At 36.4% G+C, this 21579-nt stretch carries 20 protein-coding genes; 8 read left to right on the forward strand and 12 right to left on the reverse strand.

The features are described from left to right. Positions 1–12: 12 nt before the first annotated feature. Together J2786_RS05080 and J2786_RS05085 are read left to right on the forward strand one after the other, a co-directional pair. Positions 13–2220, forward strand: coding sequence for a histidine kinase (locus tag J2786_RS05080; protein ID WP_052187048.1), 2208 nt, complete (start codon positions 13–15; stop codon positions 2218–2220). Positions 2221–2222: 2 nt separating this feature from the next. Next, positions 2223–2852, forward strand: a complete 630-nt coding sequence (locus J2786_RS05085) for a response regulator transcription factor (protein ID WP_047430723.1) — start codon at positions 2223–2225, stop codon at positions 2850–2852. 79 nt (positions 2853–2931) lie between these two features. On the opposite strand, the gene J2786_RS05090 is transcribed toward J2786_RS05085, so the two are convergent. After that, a complete protein-coding gene (locus J2786_RS05090) occupies positions 2932–3498 on the reverse strand; it encodes a hypothetical protein (protein ID WP_047430721.1) in 567 nt (188 codons plus the stop codon). 84 nt (positions 3499–3582) lie between these two features. Further along, complete coding sequence (locus tag J2786_RS05095; protein WP_047430720.1) at positions 3583–4650, reverse strand: hypothetical protein; 1068 nt, start codon at positions 4648–4650, stop codon at positions 3583–3585. 159 nt (positions 4651–4809) lie between these two features. On the opposite strand from J2786_RS05095, the gene J2786_RS05100 reads away from it, so the two are divergent. Continuing rightward, a complete protein-coding gene (locus tag J2786_RS05100) occupies positions 4810–5373 on the forward strand; it encodes a hypothetical protein (RefSeq protein ID WP_047430718.1) in 564 nt (187 codons plus the stop codon). Between the two features lie 94 nt (positions 5374–5467). Here the strand turns inward: J2786_RS05100 and infC are convergent, their stop codons facing one another. Then, positions 5468–5968: a translation initiation factor IF-3 gene (infC, locus tag J2786_RS05105; RefSeq protein ID WP_027372223.1), complete on the reverse strand. Its 501-nt coding sequence runs from the start codon at positions 5966–5968 to the stop codon at positions 5468–5470. 132 nt (positions 5969–6100) lie between these two features. Continuing rightward, positions 6101–8020, reverse strand: a complete 1920-nt coding sequence (gene thrS, locus J2786_RS05110; RefSeq protein WP_047430716.1) for a threonine--tRNA ligase — start codon at positions 8018–8020, stop codon at positions 6101–6103. A 242-nt stretch (positions 8021–8262) separates the two neighbouring features. On the opposite strand from thrS, the gene J2786_RS05115 reads away from it, so the two are divergent. Beyond that, positions 8263–9237, forward strand: coding sequence for a dipeptidase (locus J2786_RS05115; RefSeq protein ID WP_047430715.1), 975 nt, complete (start codon positions 8263–8265; stop codon positions 9235–9237). Between the two features lie 284 nt (positions 9238–9521). Here the strand turns inward: J2786_RS05115 and J2786_RS05120 are convergent, their stop codons facing one another. Then, positions 9522–11066, reverse strand: coding sequence for a hypothetical protein (locus J2786_RS05120; RefSeq protein ID WP_047430713.1), 1545 nt, complete (start codon positions 11064–11066; stop codon positions 9522–9524). A 148-nt stretch (positions 11067–11214) separates the two neighbouring features. Between J2786_RS05120 and J2786_RS05125 the strand changes: the two genes are divergently transcribed. The 4 genes from J2786_RS05125 (at position 11215) to leuB (ending at position 15580) form a co-directional block, all read left to right on the forward strand. Then, positions 11215–12378 (forward strand): 2-isopropylmalate synthase, encoded by a 1164-nt coding sequence (locus tag J2786_RS05125; protein ID WP_082001952.1) that lies wholly within the window; start codon positions 11215–11217, stop codon positions 12376–12378. A gap of 29 nt (positions 12379–12407) precedes the next feature. After that, positions 12408–13796 (forward strand): 3-isopropylmalate dehydratase large subunit, encoded by a 1389-nt coding sequence (gene leuC / locus J2786_RS05130; RefSeq protein ID WP_047430711.1) that lies wholly within the window; start codon positions 12408–12410, stop codon positions 13794–13796. A gap of 70 nt (positions 13797–13866) precedes the next feature. After that, on the forward strand, positions 13867–14475 hold the full coding sequence (gene leuD / locus J2786_RS05135; protein WP_310024161.1) for a 3-isopropylmalate dehydratase small subunit: 609 nt from the start codon (positions 13867–13869) through the stop codon (positions 14473–14475). Beyond that, positions 14456–15580, forward strand: a complete 1125-nt coding sequence (gene leuB, locus J2786_RS05140; RefSeq protein ID WP_047430708.1) for a 3-isopropylmalate dehydrogenase — start codon at positions 14456–14458, stop codon at positions 15578–15580. The genes leuD and leuB overlap by 20 nt, the downstream gene beginning before the upstream one ends. 97 nt (positions 15581–15677) lie before the next feature. On the opposite strand, the gene J2786_RS05145 is transcribed toward leuB, so the two are convergent. From J2786_RS05145 to J2786_RS05175, 7 genes are all read right to left on the reverse strand, one after another. Next, on the reverse strand, positions 15678–15863 hold the full coding sequence (locus J2786_RS05145; protein ID WP_047430706.1) for a hypothetical protein: 186 nt from the start codon (positions 15861–15863) through the stop codon (positions 15678–15680). Positions 15864–15935: 72 nt separating this feature from the next. Further along, positions 15936–16541, reverse strand: a complete 606-nt coding sequence (locus J2786_RS05150; protein ID WP_047430704.1) for a DUF4230 domain-containing protein — start codon at positions 16539–16541, stop codon at positions 15936–15938. Positions 16542–16544: 3 nt separating this feature from the next. Continuing rightward, positions 16545–17108, reverse strand: a complete 564-nt coding sequence (locus tag J2786_RS05155; RefSeq protein ID WP_047430702.1) for a TlpA family protein disulfide reductase — start codon at positions 17106–17108, stop codon at positions 16545–16547. Positions 17109–17111: 3 nt separating this feature from the next. Then, the gene (locus tag J2786_RS05160; RefSeq protein WP_034694493.1) at positions 17112–17579 is read right to left on the reverse strand and encodes a pyrophosphohydrolase domain-containing protein; all 468 of its coding nucleotides are present in this window, start codon (positions 17577–17579) and stop codon (positions 17112–17114) included. 182 nt (positions 17580–17761) lie between these two features. Beyond that, the gene (locus J2786_RS05165) at positions 17762–18181 is read right to left on the reverse strand and encodes a hypothetical protein (protein ID WP_047430701.1); all 420 of its coding nucleotides are present in this window, start codon (positions 18179–18181) and stop codon (positions 17762–17764) included. 10 nt (positions 18182–18191) lie between these two features. After that, positions 18192–18905: a glycohydrolase toxin TNT-related protein gene (locus J2786_RS05170; RefSeq protein ID WP_047430699.1), complete on the reverse strand. Its 714-nt coding sequence runs from the start codon at positions 18903–18905 to the stop codon at positions 18192–18194. A 520-nt stretch (positions 18906–19425) separates the two neighbouring features. Next, a complete protein-coding gene (locus tag J2786_RS05175; RefSeq protein ID WP_082001951.1) occupies positions 19426–21576 on the reverse strand; it encodes a reprolysin-like metallopeptidase in 2151 nt (716 codons plus the stop codon). Positions 21577–21579: the final 3 nt, after the last annotated feature.

Genomic DNA, 21579 nt, shown 5'->3' on the forward strand with positions numbered 1-21579 from the left:
GATAAGGATTTGATGCACAGGTTATTACTTATAATTACTTTACTTATTTGTTCGTTTTTTGTTCAGGCACAGGAGGTTTTAAGCAAATTAGAAAGAGAATACAGCCATGCATCAGACAATACGATTGAACAGCTCAACCTTGCTCCCAAGTACGCTACAGCTTTATTCTTTCATAATCTTAAGCCAAAATCTTACCAGATTTTAGATATTAATATTTCCCTTGCTACAAGGCAGACGGATGGAAAGTATGCTACAATTTTATATGCGGTGCAGGCCATGAATTATCGGCTGGATAATAAAATAGCTGAGTCTTCAAAAAGTCTCGATATGGCAAAGGCATACAGCTTTAAAACAAATAATAATGAGGCTAAAGGCTATTTCAATTACGCAAAAGGCTGGATTCTCACCCGAAACAATAAAACAACTGAAGCCGTTACTGCCTATTTAAAAGCGATTGAATATTATGAAAATGCTCCAACGACTTCCACACTGTACGGAAGGTTTGGCAACGTAGCAAAAGAACTGTCTGCGATTTACTCCAATCTTAATGAATACCAGCTGGAAGAAAAATACAGTAAGCAGTTTCTGGTGCTGGCATCCAAACAGAATGATCCCAATCTTATATTCGACGCCTATATGCGGATGGGTTATGTGTATGAACAAAAATACACTGAGAATCCTTCCAATACAGAGTTGAGAAATAAAACAGAGCAATATTATCTGCAGGCAATCACAACGTTCAACAAAAATAAAGACAGGATGCTCAACAGGAGCAGTCTTTCCTATGCAGCCATCAACCTGGCGAATTTATATACTGAATTTGACAGTGGTAAGGCCATGCAATATGCGCAGTTAGCCAATACAGTCAGTCTGGAAATTGGTGATCCCATTCACATTGCTTCTTCTTTTGGAATTTTGGCAGAATTGGCCTTACAGGATAAAAATTATGATTTAGCCAAGTCATATTTTCTGAAAGCTTCCATGGAGATTGGAAAAAGTCCGGTAAGAGATCATAATATCGAATTGTCCATTCTTGAATCTTTATCCAGAATCAGTGAAGAGCAGGGTAATTACAAAGAAGCTTTGACCTATTATAAAAGCTATGTTGATCAATACAAAAGTGTTTACGATCAGGAAAAACTGGATATCACCAAAAGATTGGAATCACAATTTGATAAAGAACGGCAGGAACAGAAATACATCAAGCTGCAGCTGGAAAGTGACAAGAAAGCCCAGGAAATTAAGCTGATCAATATTTTGCGCGCGCAGCGTGAACAGGTCTACAACAACTTAAAACTGGTAGAAGAAAACCAGCGTGAGCGACTGAAGTTTTCAGAACTTGAATCCGAGAAAAAAGAACAGCAGCTTCGTTTGGCAAAACTGGAAACCCGGCAGAAGAATAACGATATTAATACCTTTAAAAAGCTTCTGGCATTCAAGGAAAAGATCAATACCTACTACATTTCTTTTATTATCTTTTTCATTGTTTTGATCCTCTTATTGCTGTATGCCTATAAACAGCGTGCTAAGTCCATTAAACGGAGAGATGAACTGCATGCTTTAGCCATGGAACAGGAGAAACAAAACTCGAAAATATCTACGCTTACCGCATTGCTTGAGGGGCAGGAGCAGGAGCGTGGCCGTCTTGCCCGTGATCTTCATGACGGATTGGGAGGTCTGCTTTCCGGTACGAAGCATCAACTGTCTTATTTAAATCCTGATCAATCCGAAAATATAGAAGAAGGAATCTCAAAATCAATTGAACAGATTGATGGTGCTGTAGAAGAACTAAGACGGGTGGCACATAATTTAATGCCTGATTTATTAACAAAATACGGTCTGGAAGTAGCCATTCAGGAGTTTGCTTCCCGAATTTCCAATCATGCTCTGGAAATCCATACAGAGTTTATCAATTACAGCAATTCCATATCGAAGGAAAAGCAGCTGGTTATTTACAGAATCATTCAAGAGCTGGTTAACAATGCTATAAAGCATGCTGATCCTTCTGAAATTATTGTTCAGATAAGCGAAGAAGACAATCTGTTAAACCTTACCGTAGAGGATAACGGAAAAGGCTTTGACCATACAGGCTTAGACGTTAGAAAAACAGCAGGTTTTCATAATATTGAACTTAGAGTCCAGTTTTTAAAAGGAACTATGAATATCACTTCAGAATTACATATTGGTACGAGTATAGAACTTCAAATCCCTATTCATTAAACATGATAAAAGTAGCCATAACAGACGATCATCCGCTTCTATTGGAAGGACTTAAAAATATTTTAGGAAACAGTGAAACAATAGATGTGGTAGATTGTTTCAAAAACGTCTCAGAAATGAATGCAGGCCTTGCAAAACAGGCAGTTGACATTTTGTTGCTGGACATCAATCTGGTAGATACCAACAGCATTGAACTCATCAAACCATTAAAGAAAAAGTACAGCGGCCTTCAGGTTATTATCCTGAGTGTTCATAATGAGCTGCCCGTCATCAACAGTACTCTGGCTGAAGGTGCTCAGGGATATATTCAAAAAAATGCTTCGGTTTCCGAAATCCTTGAAGGAATTACCACAGTATATTCCGGTAACAGGTTTTTATGTTCTCAAACCAAAGCTGTTCTGGACAAAAAAACAATGGGTGGATTAAGTCAGGTTCCGAAACTGACACGAAGAGAAAAGGAAATTCTGGGTGAAGCAGCAAAAGGACTTACCACCAATCAAATGGCAGAAAAGCTTTTTATAAGTCCGCACACCGTAGAAAGCCACCGGAAAAATCTGATCGAAAAATTCCAGACTTCTAACCTGAGTTCAGCCATAAAATTAGCGATAGAATATGGTTTGATCATCGAATAAAACAATTATCTAAAAAAAGGCCTGCTTACATCGTAAAAGCAGACCTTTTTTATATAATCAAATAATCGGGTGTGTTCTCTTAATCTTTGAATTTCAACGCAGCCTGAAACAGGTTCTTTTTGTCTACTAAATCATATTCTTCATTATAAACCGGCTGGTACATCAGTATGAAAACACTGCCATTAAAATCTTTTAAATTAATAGGCTGATCTACCATAATATCATAAAACCTTGTAATCGTACGGGTAGCAGTCCATTGCTTTGCATTGCCTTTAGGGTTTTTGTCAAATCTATGATCTTTCGCATCTGTATAATACCAGTATGAAGGCGCGGAATCCATCAGAAACATTTCTTTATCCTTGTTGTAAAGTTCCTCCGCCATACCCGTATTCTGAAACCACGGAACTTCAGTATCCAAAACACCTAAAGCTCCTGCATAGATATCTTTATTTGTTGTAGCACCCACTAAAAATCCTTCCAGATTGGCAGACGTGATTTCAAATAAAAAAGGAGATTTTTTCAGTTCATAAACATCATTTACCGGTTCAATTACTTTTCCGTCTTGTTTAATAACAACTTTTAACGATTGTGCAAAAGTTATAAAACTTAGTAAACAAAAAAGAAGGGTCAAACTTAATTTTTTCATTGTATCTCTTTAAATAATTGCAGCAAAGATATTAGACTTTATGTCCCTGTACACTCGCTGATTTCAGGGGTTTTTATCTTATCATTAAAACAGATCAGCCTTCAGCCGGATTTTTATATAAGCCGTTTTCTGTTTTTTACCATTGGCAAAAAAAGAATTACGAGGGTAGACTTCTGCATAAAAGGTATCATTATCGGTCCAGAATGCCTTTTTATCATCTGCTATTTTGAAATTGGTAAAATTTACGTACAGTAGATTATCTTGTTTCTTTGTTTGTGGAAAATATTTAGAAATGACAAAATCACTCCCCACATCATTATTGGATGAGACAAAGGTAACCCAGCCTTTCGTTGGAAGGATCTGTGGATAACCTCCTGTACTCAGTTCAAACATAATTGCATTTTTTATACTGAAAAAAGAATAATAGGAATCTGCAACTTCATCAGAATGTTCTTTGAATACTTCCAGGTTTAAGTATGGTGACCTTCCTATATATTCATTGGCCAGCGGCCCGGTCTCTGTAGAGACGCTTTCATGTTGTGTAATTACTTCTTCTCTGCCATTTTCTTTGTATACCCAGTTATCTGCCTGCAATTGTATATTGGGGTTTTTTACCAGCTTTTCACTAATTTGTTTTTTAGAATTTGCTTGAAATTCCTGTTCTGATATCTCGGTAATACTCCCGAATTTTTTAAAAGATTTATTCTTAGAATCACTCGATTCTTTAAAAGTACTGCTTCTGATCTCATAAAGATCTACGCCTTTTAAAGTAAGTTCATAAGCAGGAGTAAATTCTGATTTCAGGACGAAAGCTTCAATACTATTTGAAATGTTATTATTAATGCTGTAGTTAATAGAATAGAAGTCCTCAAACTCTTCAAATCCATAATAATTATCAAGTTTATCATAAGCGATTTTCAAATGGGCGGCATCTTTACTAGGAGTTACGAAAAAATGTACAGAATCCAGCTTTGTAGATAATTGAAATGGTACTTCCAGAACATTATCCACGCCATTTATTTTTTTGAAATCAGCAAGAGTTACTGTTTTCTGCTTACCTTCAGTTTTGTGAGTCTCGGATTTTTTGTTCTGTTGATTGCATCCTGCAAGAACAACCATCGATGATATAAAGAGTTGATTGATGATTTTCATTTTTATATTTTTGGGCAAATGTATCAGTATTCAGACCAACAGCCAATAAAACCGCCTGATATAGCGAATAAATGGCCGAAAACAGGGATGTTTTTAACGATGGATTTTGGAGAATTTTACAAAACGATAAACCCAATATTGTAATTTTACTTTATAAAAATGAAAAACTTAATAATCAGCCTTTCAATGGTGACTGCTTTACTAGCATCCTGCTCACCTGCTACAGACAAAAAAGTGGAAAAGAGTACTACTACGGATACCAGAAAAGAAGTTGAAAACTCTGCACCGGAACCAATGAAGAATGATCAGGCAACATTGGAAATACCAGTTGATTTTTCAACATTAGTTCCTATTGACCTGTTGAATAACAAAAGCGCCAATGTACATGATAAATATGGTATAGAATTCTCCGGAAACTGTTATTCATGCGATTTGACAAGCCTGTCTATAACTAAGAAACACATCAGATGGACCAATGTCTGTGATGAAAAAGACACTTTTGACATTGATGATTTTTCATACTCTAATGAAGGAAACAAAACGATTTTTAAAACACCGGAAAGAACATATATTTTAACCCAAATAGATAAAGCTCCCGTTTATGAACTCGTAATAGAAGGCGAAAAACTGGAGCTGAAAAATAAAAGAATATCCAGATATTTTACCACCAAAAAAGCTTTAGCTCTTTTCACAGAGCATGATTGTGGAGATTTTGAAGGATAAACAGAAGAGCAGTCCGCGATAATCTCTTTAAAATGTTGACATAAAAAAACCTCAAATTGCTTTGAGGTTTTTTTATATTAAAATAATGACTTAATTATTTTGCTGGTTTTTTAGGACTCATCATCATAATCATCCTTTTTCCTTCAAGTTTAGGAAGCTGGTCTACTTTTCCTACGTGCTCCAGTTCCTGAGCAAGTTTTAAAAGCAAAATTTCTCCCTGGTCCTTAAAGATAATCGAACGTCCTTTAAAAAATACGTAGGTCTTTAATTTGGAACCTTCTTCAAGGAATTTTTCAGCATGCTTCTTTTTGAATTCATAATCATGGTCGTCAGTCTGAGGCCCGAAACGGATCTCTTTTACTACCACTTTTACCTGCTTAGCTTTAAGTTCCTTTTGTTTTTTCTTTTGCTCGTATAAGAATTTCTTATATTCTAATACTCTTGCAATAAAAGGTTCTGCTTTATCAGAAATTACTACTAAGTCCAATTCTTGTTCCGCAGCAATTTGTCTTGCTTTGTCAATTGGATAAATTCCTGGCTCTACGTTATCGCCCACCAAACGAAGCTCTCTCACACGAATTTTATCGTTGATCAAGTGTAAGTCCTCTTGTACCGGACGTCTTTGTGGGCCCCTGTTGTTAAATCTTTGTGCTATTGTATTATAATTTTATTGGTTAACTTTCTATTTTCTCTATTATTAAAAGATCAATTCATCTTTTAAAGTCTTTTATATAGCTGCTTCTTTTTTGAAGTAAGCAACAAAATCCTCCATCTTCATTACTCCAAGATCTCCTTCTCCACGTCTTCTTACAGAAATCGTGCCTTCTTTTTCTTCATTTTCTCCTACTACAAGCATGAAAGGAATTTTATTTAATTCCGCATCACGGATCTTTTTACCTGTCTTCTCGTTTCTGTCATCAATCTGACCGCTAATATCGTGATTTTCCAAAAATTGTGAAACTTTTTTTGAATAATCTACATATTTTTCACTGATCGGTAGAATAATAAACTGATCCGGGCTTAGCCATAACGGGAAATCACCTGCGGTATTCTCCAGCAAAATAGCAATAAAACGCTCCATAGAACCGAATGGTGCTCTGTGGATCATTACCGGTCTGTGTTTTTCATTATCATTTCCGATATAATGAAGATCAAATCTTTCCGGAAGGTTATAATCCACCTGGATAGTTCCCAGCTGCCATTTTCTTCCCAAAGCATCTTTCACCATGAAGTCAAGCTTAGGACCGTAGAATGCGGCTTCACCATATTCCACAACTGTTTTTAAACCTTTCTTTTGAGCTGCATTGATGATCGCACTTTCCGCTTTCTCCCAGTTTTCATCAGAACCGATATATTTTTGTTTGTTTTCAGGGTCTCTTAATGAAACCTGAGTTACAAAATCTTCAAAACCTAAAGATTTGAATACATAAAGTGTTAAATCAATTACTTTTTCAAATTCTTCAGAAAGCTGATCCGGAGTACAGAAAAGGTGAGCATCATCCTGAGTAAATCCACGAACTCTTGTTAAGCCGTGAAGCTCTCCACTTTGCTCATATCTGTAAACAGTACCGAATTCTGCATATCTTTTCGGCAAATCTCTGTAGCTCCATTGTGAAGTTTTGTAAATTTCACAGTGGTGAGGACAGTTCATTGGCTTCAGCAGGAATTCTTCTCCTTCATTCGGAGTTTTAATCGGCTGGAAACTGTCTTCCCCATATTTATCCCAGTGTCCTGAAGTTACATATAATTCTTTCGCACCGATATGTGGAGACATTACAAATTCATAACCTCCTTTTTTCTGAGCATCAGAAAGGAAATTTTCCAGTTTTCTTCTTAAAGCAGTTCCTTTTGGCAACCAAAGTGGTAAACCGGCACCTACTTTTTCAGAGAATGCGAAAATTCCAAGTTCTTTACCTAGTTTTCTGTGATCTCTTCTTTTAGCTTCTTCCAATCTCTCAAGATATTCTGTAAGATCTTTCTGCTTAGGGAAAGAAATACCATATACTCTTGTCAATTGAGGGTTCTTTTCATTTCCTCTCCAATAAGCTCCTGCAGCATTTAATATTTTAACCGCTTTTACAATTCCTGTATTCGGAATGTGACCACCACGACATAAGTCTGTGAAGTTATCGTGCGTTACAAAAGTGATTTCTCCATCATTAAGATTAGAGATCAGTTCCACTTTGTAAGGATTGTCTGCATACGTTTTTAAAGCATCTTCTTTGGATACCGGGTAAAGAGAGAAGGTAGAACCTTTCTTTGCGTTTTCCAGGATCTTTTTCTCAATCTTTTCAAAATCTTTTTCAGATAAGCTTTCATCCCCGAAATCTACGTCATAGTAGAATCCGCTTTCAATAGCTGGACCAATGGTCAACTTAGCATCAGGATAAAACTCAAGGATTGCCTGCGCCAAAAGGTGGGCAGAAGAGTGCCAGAAAGCCTTCTTTCCAAGATCATCATTCCAGGTCAAAAGCTGTACCGTAGAATCCGTGGTTATAGGTGTGGTCGTTTCTACTTGTTTGTCATTAACAATTGCGGAAATGGTGTTTCTAGCCAATCCCTCGCTTATAGATTTTGCCACATCTAGAGGAGTCACTGCTCCCTCGAATTCTTTGACACTATTGTCTGGAAGTGTAATTTTTATCATTGTTTACTAAGAAATTTTAAGATGCAAAAATACGGAATTTTTAGATAAAATACTATATTAGCTTATAATTAGAATGAGAATTAATAGTAAAAAAAGAAAAAAAGACGTGTTTTTGTCTTATTGAATTCCATATTCGGTTGATCACAGAAAAATACTTCAGATTTTCTGGATATATGTTTTCTTGCTATTAAAACCTTTTATCTTTTCGTAACTATTTAAAAACAAATAAATTACACTTCAATATGAATACGATAAATGTAGATTTGCACTGCGATTTATTATGCTATTTACTGCAGCCGGAGTCATTAATCGATGACAAAGAGCTTGGCTGCTCCCTTCCATATTTACAGGAAGGGAATGTAAAGCTTCAGGTGATGGCTATATACTCCGCAACAGATAAAAACAGCACTGTTTACGGAGCAAAGCAGAGCGAAATATTTTCCGATCTCCTTCAAAATGAAAGTTTTTTCTTATGGGATGGTGAAAATTATAAGAATCCTGAGAATACAGGCAAAGTAGGGGTTATCGCTTCTGTTGAAAATGCGTCCGGCTTCTGTGGCGAAGATGATACTTTGGAAAACGGATTTAAAAATCTGGAAGCGATCATTGAAAAAACACAGCGGATTCTTTACCTCGGAATAACTCATCATACTGAAAACCGATTTGGAGGTGGAAATAATTCTGATGCAGGGCTTAAAGATGACGGAAAAGTCCTGTTGGATTATTTATCAGAGAAAAATATTGCTATTGATCTTGCCCATACCAGTGATCAGCTTGCTTATGGAATTCTTAATTATATAGATCAGAGAAACTACAGAATTCCTATTTTGGCAAGTCATTCCAATTACAGACAGGTACATGATAAAAAAAGAAATCTTCCTGATGAACTGGCAAAAGAGGTCATTAAAAGAAAAGGATTAATCGGACTCAATTTTATCCGTAATTGTGTTGATGATACCAACCCGGAAATGTTATATGAACATATTCAATACGGTCTTGATTTAGGAGCAGAAGATGCGATTGCTTATGGAGCTGATTTTTTCTTCTGCAAAAATCACCCGGATAAATCCCGGCATCCATTTTTCTTTGAAGGATACGATGATGCATCTGCTTTTAATGCGATCAATAAAGAAATTGAAAAGCGTTTCTCTTCCGAATTGTTAGAAAAGATCAGTCACAAAAATGCATTGAATTTTATAGAGAATATGTATCAATAAACCATTCTTGTTTGATTACATCAAAGCATAATGAACAGGTCGCTCCTCCGGAGCTTTATTTTCACCGGACTTCATGATGTCTATTAACAGAAGATCCCGATGGGGTCAAACTAACTCCAATAAGAGCTAACTGTTAATAGAAAGTATTTTGTTTTAAAATTAAAGCTCCGGAGGAGCGGCCTGTTAATACCTAATGATAAGATAAAAATGTTTTTTCTATGTTTTATTTTACATTAGATAAAATATTGTAGAATATTGTAATATAGAATCTTATGTATTATTATTTAATGCTTTCTTTTATACTTAACTTTCTGCTTGATAATCTCAATAACGTCCACATTCTGGACTTTAGATTTGATCCATCCATGGATGTCAATATAGAATAATGATCGTCGGTAATATTCATTGTTCGAATACTCTTCCAGCTTTTTATCAAAACTTTCAAATGCTTTCTGTCTCTGATCCGGCACCTGATTATTAAGGTTCTTGAAAAACTGAATGCTTTCAAAATGGAATTCTTCCGGCTTCTTCATTTTTTTAGCAAATTTCAGAGTGGAAGCAATAAATTCATCATAATCTTCATCATTTCCAGACTCATATTTTGCCATTAAGATCAGGATTCGTGTATGGAACAGGAGGTCTTCCTGTACATTTCCTTTGGATTCTATCACCCTCATAGAATACTCAATGGATTTATCAAACATTTTACTTCCGAAAAACATAGCTGCCATTTTGAGGTAAAGAATCATAAAATGATGCTCATCAATTCTTTCTCTAAGTCTTTCCATTTTTAATTCAACTTCAGGAATAAGCTTGGTTCCTGTAAAGAATTCTCCTTTTACAAAATGAATATTCATCAATGTATTATATTGGGTAAGGAAAATAAGTGACTGAAGGTTCTCATTCTGAACAAAATTCTCCGCATGCACCATTGTATTGAAATTCTGAAAATGCTCCTCCAGAATATCAATATTCCCGTATAAAAACAGAATTTTCAGGAGGTAAGTATTCCCTTTGATGTACCAAACCGGGTGGCTGTAGATCATTTCTGGTTTCTTATGAAAAAGATCTACCCATTGGTAAGCATATTTCAAGGTGTATTTATAATCCTGTAATAGCTGGTTTTTCCAGACGTGGGCTTTGTAATACCATAATTTCTCCGTGAAATTCAGTTTCTCAGGGTTAATATTTTTTATTTCAGCGTTGAAGATATCCAGTACTTCCTGTCGGTCTGCATCATTTTTTACATACCCATGCGTAAGCATTTCGCTGTATAATTTCAGGGAAAGATTAGACAGTTTTGTAGTATAGCGGTTTTGTTTGCTGATCTCCTGAGACTGTTTGATAAGCTCTTCTGCACGACCTTCAATACTTCGTGTAATAAATTGTGATTCAATTACTTTTTCAAGGTCTATGATCTCCGATGCGATGCTTTTTTCATCCAGTTCAAGTGCTGTCTGTTTCGTTTTGTCGAGTATTTTTAAAGCCTGTTTGTAAAGTCCTTTCTGATACAGGATATTAGCAAAATCCAACTGCTCACGAAGCTGGATTCTATAGTTCTGATGACTCGGGTTCATTCGGAGACTGACAAGAATCTGCTTGTAAAGATGTGCTTTAAGATTGGAAAGCTGTTGTTTTGTAGATATTTTTTTCTCAATAATAATACTTTCATCATATTCTTTCATTTTATCCATTTCAGAAAATAACAAAAGAAATTTGGCATCTACGTTAATTCCGAGCCGGTTTACGTAGAGCTTAAACTGTCTTTTTTCAGAGGTGGTCAATGACTTTACCAATACAAACAAAAAATCTTTCTGCAATTCTGCCATTGTAAATTTTTGGGGATTAAATTGTTGATTAATAAATAAATACAATTGTTTTTTGAGCTGTTGAATATTGTAATTTTCAGAAAAAGTGAAATTAAAAAAATATCGCAAGCTGTAGTTTTGAGCCAAAATTAAGTAAAAAACTTCACTTATGAATTCCGAAAAAATCGAAATTTTTGATACGACACTGAGAGATGGGGAGCAGGTTCCGGGATGCAAACTGAATACGGAACAAAAACTGATTATTGCTGAAAGGCTTGATGAATTAGGGATTGATATTATCGAGGCGGGATTCCCGATTTCCAGCCCCGGAGACTTTGAATCTGTTTCAGAAATTTCAAAGCTGGTGAAAAATGCGAAGGTATGCGGACTCACAAGAGCCAATAAAAAAGATATTGATACCGCAGCAGAAGCGCTGAAGTTTGCAAAGAAACCAAGAATCCACACAGGAATCGGAACTTCTGATTCTCATATTAAATATAAATTCAACTCAACAAGAGAAGATATTATTGAAAGGGCAGCAGATGCCGTAAGGTATGCAAAAACATATGTGGAAGACGTAGAATTTTATGCTGAAGATGCCGGAAGAACGGATAATGAATATCTGGCAAGAGTTTGTGAAGCGGTAATAAAAGCAGGAGCAACGGTCCTGAATATCCCTGATACTACAGGATATTGTTTGCCGGAAGAATATGGCCAGAAAATAAAGTACCTGAGAGAAAATGTAAAAGGAATTGAAAAAGCGGTACTTTCATGCCATTGCCATAATGATCTTGGGCTGGCTACAGCCAATTCTATTGCCGGAGCGATTAATGGAGCGCGTCAGATTGAATGTACCATTAACGGATTAGGAGAAAGAGCAGGGAATACAGCTTTGGAGGAAGTTGTCATGATTTTAAAACAGCATAAAGATTTGAATCTGCATACCGATGTGAATTCCAGAATGCTGAATGAAATGAGTGCAATGGTATCTGATCTTATGGGAATGTCTGTACAGCCAAACAAAGCTATTGTAGGAGCTAATGCCTTTGCCCACAGCTCAGGAATTCATCAGGACGGCGTGATTAAAAACAGGGAAACTTATGAAATCATTGATCCTGCAGAAGTAGGTGTGAATGCATCTTCAATTATTCTTACTGCCAGAAGCGGACGTTCAGCATTGGCCTACCGTTTTAAGCATATAGGCTACGAGGTTACCAAAAATGAACTCGATTTTCTATATCAGGAATTTTTGAAAATTGCGGATCTTAAAAAAGAAATTGACAACGATGATCTGAGTGTTATGATGGATTCTTTCACCAGAAAAATAGGATAGGTTTGATTTAAAATCAAGATAAAGTAAAAATGAACAACAATAAAAAGACACTTTTTGATAAAGTATGGGATGCCCACGTGGTAGAAACCATTCCTGACGGACCTCAGATCATTTATATAGACAAACATCTTATTCATGAGGTAACAAGTCCTCAGGCTTTTGCCGAACTTGAATCCAGAAATCTGGAAATATTCAGGCCTGAACAGATTGTAGCCACTGCGGACCACAATGTACCTACTTTAGATCAGGAAGAACCTATTAAAGATGAACTTTCAAGAAATCAGGTAGAACAGCTTACAGAAAATTGTAAGAAAAATAATATTGAACTTTTCGGATTGGGACATCAATATCAGGGAATTGTTCATATCATCGCTCCGGAATTGGGGATTACCCAGCCGGGAATGAGTATTGTGTGTGGTGACAGCCATACGTCTACCCACGGCGCATTTGGATCTATTGCCTTCGGGATTGGAACCAGCCAGGTGGCACAGGTATTTGCCAGCCAGTGTTTATTGCTGAATAAGCCGAAATCAATGAGAATTACGGTTAATGGCAAATTAAATGAAAATGTTCAGCCTAAAGATGTGATTCTTTATATCATTTCAAAAATAGGGACAGACGGCGGAACAGGATATTTCTGTGAATATGCAGGCAATGTTTTCGAGGAAATGTCAATGGAAGGAAGAATGACCGTCTGTAACATGAGTATTGAAATGGGCGCCAGAGGCGGAATGATTGCTCCGGATGAAACTACTTTTGAATACGTAAAGGGAAGAAGATTTGCCCCGCAAGGAGAAGACTGGAATGAAAAAGTAGCCTATTGGAAAACTTTGAAAACAGATGAAGGAGCTGTTTTTGATCAGGAACTCAGCTTTGATGCTGCAGACATCTACCCAATGATTACTTACGGTACCAATCCGGGAATGGGTATATCAATTCGTGAAGTTATTCCGGCACCGCAAAATGAATCTGAAGAGAAAGCTTTGAAATATATGGGACTGGAGGCTGGACAAACAGTTAACAGTATCAAAGTTAATTATGTTTTCATAGGAAGCTGTACCAATGCCAGAATAGAAGATTTCCGCTCTGCGGCTCAGTATATTAAAGGGAAAAGCAAATCTGAGGCTGTAAAGGCACTTATTGTTCCCGGATCTCAGCAGGTGGTTAAGCAGATTTATGAGGAAGGTCTGGATAAAATATTCAGTGATGCAGGATTTCAGATTCGTCAGCCGGGATGTTCAGCATGTCTGGCGATGAATGATGATAAAATCCCGGAAGGAGAATATTGTGTTTCCACTTCCAACAGAAACTTTGAAGGCAGACAGGGACAAGGTTCAAGAACAATTCTTGCCAGCCCGCTTACTGCAGCAAAAGCAGCCATAGAAGGTAAAATCTCAGCTTTTGAAAGTTTAAACTAAAAGTAATTTTAAATTATGTTTTAACCACAAAGAAAAACTTTTGTGGTTAAAGTCTAACAATGTAGAACGCATGCAAAAATTAGTTGTTTTAAAATCCCGCGCAGTTCCATTGCCGGCAGAAAATATAGATACAGACCAGATTATTCCGGCTAGATTCCTGAAAAGTATAGACAGAAAAAGGTTCGGAGAGAACCTGTTCAGAGACTGGAGGTTTAATATTCATACAGGAGAACCCAATCCGGACTTTGTTTTAAACAATCCCAGATTCAGCGGTGAGATTCTTGTGGCAGGAAATAATTTCGGTTGTGGAAGCAGCCGTGAACATGCAGCCTGGTCTTTAACAGATTATGGGTTTAAAGTAATTGTTTCAAGTTATTTTGCAGATATCTTTAAAGGAAATGCTCTGAATAACGGACTTCTTCCTGTTAAAGTTTCCGAAGAATTTTTAAAAGAAATCTTAGAAGGAATCAATGAAAATCCTGATAATGAAATTGCTATTGATGTGGAATTACAGTCGATCAGCTTTAAAGATACCACTGAAACCTTTGAACTTGATTCCTATAAAAAAATATGCCTGCTGAACGGTTATGATGATATTGATTTTTTAATCAGCAGAAAGCAGACGATCACAGAATTTGAATTAAAAACACAAAAAGCAAATGAGCGACAATTATTTTAAAATCGCGGTCCTTCCAGGAGATGGGATCGGCCCGGAAATCATCAGTCAAAGCATTAAAATATTAGATGTTATTGCTGAAGTTTTTCAATATAAATTCCATTTTGATTATGGATTAATCGGTGCAGAGGCTATTTTTAAAACAGGAAATCCTTTGCCCGAAGAAACACTGAAAATCTGTAAAGAATCTGATGCTGTGCTTTTCGGGGCTATTGGTGATCCGGTTTTTGATAATAATCCTGAAGCGAAGGTAAGACCGGAACAGGGGTTACTGAAACTTCGTAAAGAGTTAGGATTGTTTGCCAATATCCGTCCCTTGAAAACCTATGCGTCACTGATTGATAAAAGTCCACTGAAAAGAGAAATCATTGAAGGCGCTGATATCCAGATTTTCAGAGAACTGGTGAGCGGAATCTATTTCGGTGAAAAATTTACAGATCCGGAAGGAGCTTATGCTTATGATGTCTGCAAATACAGTCGTGAAGATATTATTCCGATTGCCCATATGGCATTTCAGGAAGCTCAGAAAAGAAAGAAAAAACTTACGCTTATTGATAAAGCCAATGTTCTGGATACTTCCAGATTATGGAGAAAAACATGTCAGGAAATTGCACCGGAATATCCGGATGTACAGCTGGATTACATGTTTGTAGACAATGCAGCCATGCAGCTGATTCTTAATCCTAAACATTTTGATGTCATTTTAACGGAAAATATGTTTGGTGATATTATTTCAGATGAAGCAAGTGTGATCGGAGGTTCTATCGGATTATTACCATCGGCTTCAGTAGGAGAGAAGAATGCTTTGTTTGAACCTATTCATGGATCATATCCACAGGCAAAAGGAAAAGGAATTGCCAATCCTGTTGCCTCTATTTTAAGTGTGGCCATGATGTTGGATCATCTTAATTTACAGGCAGCAGCAGATAAATTAAGACAGTCTGTAGAACATGCTATTGAAAATAAGTATGTCACGATTGATCTTAACACCAAACAATATTACTCAACAAGTGAAGTGGGAAGCTTTATTGCCGACCATATCAGATATTCCGAGAAGTCCTATTACAATTTTGAAAATATCAAGATAGGAAAATCCACCATTGTATAGAAACAAAAGTTCAGTTAGATAGTTAGAAAGAAAAGTTCCGCCTCATATGAGACGGAACTTTTCGTTTTTCATTATAAATAAAGCCTTAGGAGCCCTTTTATTTTTTTGTATTATCCGTTTTTCCTGATTTGTTTTTGGAAGACTTCTGAATATCTTCTTTATCAATATCAGGCGGATTGGTCTTTTTTGAGGCTGCAGGAATATTCTGGAAATCCTGATTTTGCTTTTGGGTTTCTGCGGTATTGGCAGATTCTTTCCTGTTGGTTTTTCCTTTTGTATCCATGACTTTGAATTTTAAATTTCAACAATATGAATACTATCATTCAAAGGGTTTGCCAAACAGAAATATTTTCTTCTAAAGTCCCAGAATACCTATTTTTCCGGTTTTGTCTTCTATTTCATAATTCAAAGCCTTGGCCAGAACAAAAACATTATTCAGGTTTTCCATCAGCTGTTTACGACCTTCTGTTCTCAACTGATTCTGATCAATTGATTTTTCAGCTGTTTCTTTAGCTTTAGCGGTAACGTTTTTAATGTCTTTTTCAGAGATTCTGTTAATAAAAGAATCATCCAGAGATTGGATTTCAACACTTGGAGTAATTCTGATCTCAGCATCAGGAAGCTCGGTAATAATAAGCTTTTTGTTGATGGAATCTACTTCGATCTTCATTTTATTAAGATCATACGAAACTTGCGCATTGGTTTTGGTATAAGTAATAATGCTGTTGCTGGAAATTTCCTTCCCAAAAACTTCATAGCCCATTTTGGTTTTCTGCATACTGGAGGTATTCTGTTCCATCACCACCATTTTATTCATCTTGGAAATTTGATTGGTCAGAATATAATAATCTGACTTTTCAGTTTTATTCCCAAGATTCAGGCAGGACTTCAGACCAAAAAACAGCAGCACCATCGCGCCGGCTCCCGCTGCAAAGGATAATATTGTTCTATAATTTCTCAAAATCTATTTAAAAATTTCTTTAATGACAGACGAATCGTTCTTTTTAAGAATTTGAACCAAATCCCTTTCAATATATCCTGTCGTAGGCATTTCGATAATTCTGCCTACTTCTTTTCCATATCTTTTCAGGATAATGGTAGGAACTTTCTGAAGATTGTAAAGACTTTCATCCCCGGTAGGAGATTCCTTCTTACGGTTAACAGCAATAATATTCAATTTACTCTCCGGATAACTTACGGCTTCCAATATTTTCATCAGTCTTGGAAAATCTCTGTGGCTGTCTTCACACCAGGTTCCCATGAAAACAATAATGTCATAAGTACCGATTTTCTCTTTTTTTAATTCACTGACTGCTTTTTGGTCAAGAACATACTCATCATGTTCCTTTACATACCAATCTGCATAAGGAGCTTTCAAAAACTGCTCTTTCAATTGGTTTCCTAAAAGCATTTTGCCATCATTCTGAGTTTCAACTTCACGGTTTACCACTACTTTTTGTGCAGTAAGCTGTTGTGCAGCTAAAAATAAGCTTGAAAAGGCAACAATATTGGTAATAAATTTTTTCATATTTTATTTTTCGATAATTGATTTTAAATCAGCAGGAGAGTAGTATTTGTTTTTTAATACTTTATGATCTGCCTGTCTGTAAACATTGAATTTTTCTCCGGACTTTTCATAAAAAGATTCTACTTCCTTTTCTTTGTAAAATTCTACAGTTTCTTTCGCCTGTTCTTCATTATCACACGCTTTCGACATATTGGAACGTTGAACTTCGTTGAATAGCTCTACAAATTTGTTGCCAAGTCCGAATTCCAGTACAGCACCACTTAATACATACTGAAGATCACACAATGCATCTGCAATTTCTACAATATTATTATCTGCAATGGCTTGCTTCAGTTCGTTTAATTCTTCCTGTAAAAGTTCTACTCTAAGATTGCATCTTTCTGGTGAAGGAATTTGTGGGGTATCTAAAATAGGGGCTTTGAAAGTAGTATGGAATTCTGCTACTTGGTTCAGACTATCAATTTTATCCATGAATTTTTTTATTTCCCACAAAGATAGAAAAGGATTTGTAAAATGTGAAATGTACGGGGACTAAATGTGTGAATAAAGAATTGTAGGGAAATTCTTCAAACCAAAATTTAATCTGTAAAGTCAAAAAAAACCACAACTATAAAAATTGTGGTTTTACTATGACATATTTTAATTCTATTCAATTATTGTAATTGCTCATATTTCCAGACTCCGGAGATGGTCAATATCATCAGTCCCGGTTGTTTTTCTCCATAGCTGAACACACAGATATATTTTGAATGACAGGAAGAACAATCTGTTCCAAAATACAAAGTGGGCAGATTATTAACAGTCAATTCTCCGAAATGAAACATGCTCCGAGAGGTTCCGTTGACGATTCCTTGTTGTAACAGTTCATCTTTAGATAATACTTTATCTTCATGATAAAGCTGCAGAACAGGAAATCCTGATGCATAAGGTGCTATCTTAATTGTGTTTTGGTTTCCGCAATGAGAGCACGTGAAAATTGTTGTTGCTGATGGAAGTGCCTCATCATTGATAAAGGAGCTTTTTTCAACAGGAACTTTTCCGGTAATGTTTATTTTTTCTGATATCGAATACATCTGAGTTAATTTATGGCTGAATAACCGTGCCTGCTAAGTTAGGATATTTTCCGCTGGGACTTTTCTTAATGGTAATTTTAATATACCCTTCTTCTGCCAGCTTATTCCAGGTTTTCTGATAGCCTGTATTGATATCGACAGGAATTTTCCACATCGTTTGTTTTCCTTTTCCTGCCTGGCTGAACCAAGGAATGATGTCTGCTGTCTGGGTTTTAAACTGCATAGAATTATTCAAAACATCAATTTCATAATAAAAATCGTATTTGTCTTCCGGTTGATTTAGTGCTCTCTGTGTAAAGGTATAGGTGTATCCATTGATGATAGGGCTTGTGAAACTTCCTCCCAGTGTAGGAACTCCGGTACCATTATAACTACTGACAGCTCCGCTGTATCTGTCAAACTTCTGTCCAACCTGTAAAGGAACATCATCAACAATATTATAACCTCCGTTGGCAGGCGGCCATCCTCCATTTAAATTATTGGCCTTAAAAAGTGATTCCAGCTCACTCCATTGGCCTCTTTTGTATAAATCATAAGCTTGATTTTTAAGCGCCTGGCTCACCGAATTATTGGGATCATAAGTTACGGCCAGTTCATCAGCGTTTTTGTAGAATACCGTGGTGACATCCGGGTTAGTGTTGGGTTCATCATCTCTATCTGAATTACAGGCAACCGAGAGCGAAGTAATGGCTAAAAAAAATAAGTACTTAAATAAATGTTTCATATAAAAATTTTAAATTGTTTAAAATGATAGAGGTATGAGAAGGGATACCTTTTGAAACATTATTTTCTTTAGAAAGATCTTAAGTGTGAATATTATTAATGATCAGTCGGTAACAGATGTTGCAGAACTGAAATTTGTTTTAATAATATTCTTTTCAGACAGTAAATTATCGAAACAGCAATTCACGCCAAAATAAAATCAAAAGAAGCAATTGCATCCGGTGTCTTAAAAACGGCCTGGAGCTCCCTTAAATACAATCTGGGTAAACGGTACAATAAAATATTGTTATGCGATAAATTTAAATCAAAAAACTCATATACTGGTTATTTTGACTATAATAAATTATTATTTTGAAATTAATTTTAATAATAAATGTGTTTACGCTAATATTTTTCATTTAAATCAACGAAAAAAGCTGCCCGAATGAGCAGCTTTTGTTTCAAGTTTATTTTTTATTTTTTAATGAATTGTTTTGTAAATCCCGGGATCTGGATGATGTAAGTTCCATTGGTTAGTTTATTTACATTGACCGTTCCACTTTCAAGGTTCCTCCACTTACAAGCCTGCCGGACATGTCGTAGATTTTATATTCTTCATTACTGGTATTGGTAAGGGTAAGAATACTTTTTACAGGATTGGGATACAGTTTGATTTCGGTTGAAAATGAAGCAGCATCATCATTAGAATTTTTTACAGAAATACTGGCATTATTGATATCAAAGAAAATATGATTGCTTCCTTTGATCATTATTCTTCCGGAGTTTGTTAAAGTCTCAGGAATTGTAATACTCTCCGAACCGTCATTAGGAGTTCCTGTCAAAAGTGCTACCCATGTGTTGCCGTTATCTGTTGACCAGAGAATATCTACATTAGCTGTATTCACGCCATTCGCTGTAGTTCCTGCTACATCCCATGTAACTGTTTGTGAACTTTCTTTTACATAAGAAACTGCTGTGTTTTGTGAGGTGATCATAAAAGGTCCGGCTGCTGGATTCACTGTTAGTTTTGTGTCATCAGAATTATTACCTCCACCTCCGGCTTTATTATCACGAACCGTGAACCTGAAATTTAAGTTTCTGGCTACAGAAGGAAGTGCTTCAACATCTATTTCTGTTCCTGCAGTTTTGAGAGCGCCTGCCAAAATGGAAGACATGGTTGGAAAATACCTTATCGGAGAACCTGAAGGCGTCCACGATCTGAATATTGGCCCTGGAATCTTTGATTCCTGCGCTGCAGAATTAGCTCCAGTTTCAGAAGAAGTTCCTTTATCCATCTGTTCCCAGATATAGGTAAGCTGGTCTCCATCTGCATCAGTTCCTGATCCGGTAAGCATAAAAGGAGTGCTTTTAGGAATAATATAATCCGGACCTGCATTGGCTGTAGGAATGGAGTTTCCGGTATTGGTATTGACAGAACAGGCTTTTGCTTTGATATTATTGGTGATCTGTTCGATGCTTATGGCATGAAAAAACGGATCTGAGTTATTCTGAATATCATAATTGGTAACACCGGCATATCCCATAATAGTAGATCCTGAACCTGGTTCTACGGGCTTTAAGTCCATTTCAACACGGTAAGAAGATGTATGATTTCCACCGAACTGATGTCCCATTTCATGAGCAACAAAATCTATATCAAACGTGTCGCCCGAAGGATGACCGTTGGCCGGAGAAGTATATCCGCTTCCTTTATAGCTGCTTGGGTAGGTGATGCCCTGATTTTGGTAAGTAGACATGTCATTGTCACAGATACATCCGATACATCCTGCATTACCGCCGCCGCCATCTCTGCCGAAAAGATGTCCTATGTCAAAATTATTATTTCCGATGGAAGAACTCAGATTGTTCATCAGCTCCAGATTCCAGTTTTTCATTTGTGAAGAGGGAGAATAAGGGTCTGTAGCGGCATTGGTGTAAATAAGATCATCATTATTGGCAATCAGGATCATTCTCGCTGCAAAATCATTTTCAAAAATACCATTCACGCGGGTCATCGTGTTATTCATGGCGGCTAAAGCCTGAGCTTTTGTTCCTCCAAAATAAGAGGCGTATTCTCCTGTACAGGAAAGGGCAAGTCTGAACGTTCTTAGGATAGCATCATCCGCATTTTTATGGGTTAGGACGCTTGAATTACCTTTTTGGGCAGCATCTAAAACTGTACATTCAAGTTTATTCAAATGGTCTTTGCTGTCAGATTTTTTATAAATAATATAAGTGGAAAGGTCTGTGGTATAAGGCTGAATAAAAACGGCAGATTTATCTCCATGGATTTCCATAGAAGATAATCCTAAAGGAGAAATGCTGAAATAAACTTTTGAGGCAGGATTTTTTATACTTTCACCAATATAAGATTTGATATCCGGATATTTAGAAGCCAGTTCCGGATCAAAATTAGAATTTTCCGTTACGTTGAAATTTTCCATTTTCCCTGTTGAATTGGGAAAAGAGATAATGACTTCGGATTTCTCTGCTAATCTTTTTGGAGCCTTTGCTAATACATTTTTTAATCCAGTCATATTCAGGTGAAAAAGCTGCGGATTTTTAAAAGCTGACATGTTTTCAAAAACGGGAGAGGAAATTTTGATGGAGCTGGAAGTCCATAAACGATCGGTCTGTGCAAAAGAAATACCTGACAATGCGAGCATTCCCGTCATCAATAATTGTTTTTTCACTTA

Origin of the sequence: Chryseobacterium vietnamense, assembly GCF_031454475.1 — a bacterium.
Lineage (GTDB): Bacteria > Bacteroidota > Bacteroidia > Flavobacteriales > Weeksellaceae > Chryseobacterium > Chryseobacterium vietnamense.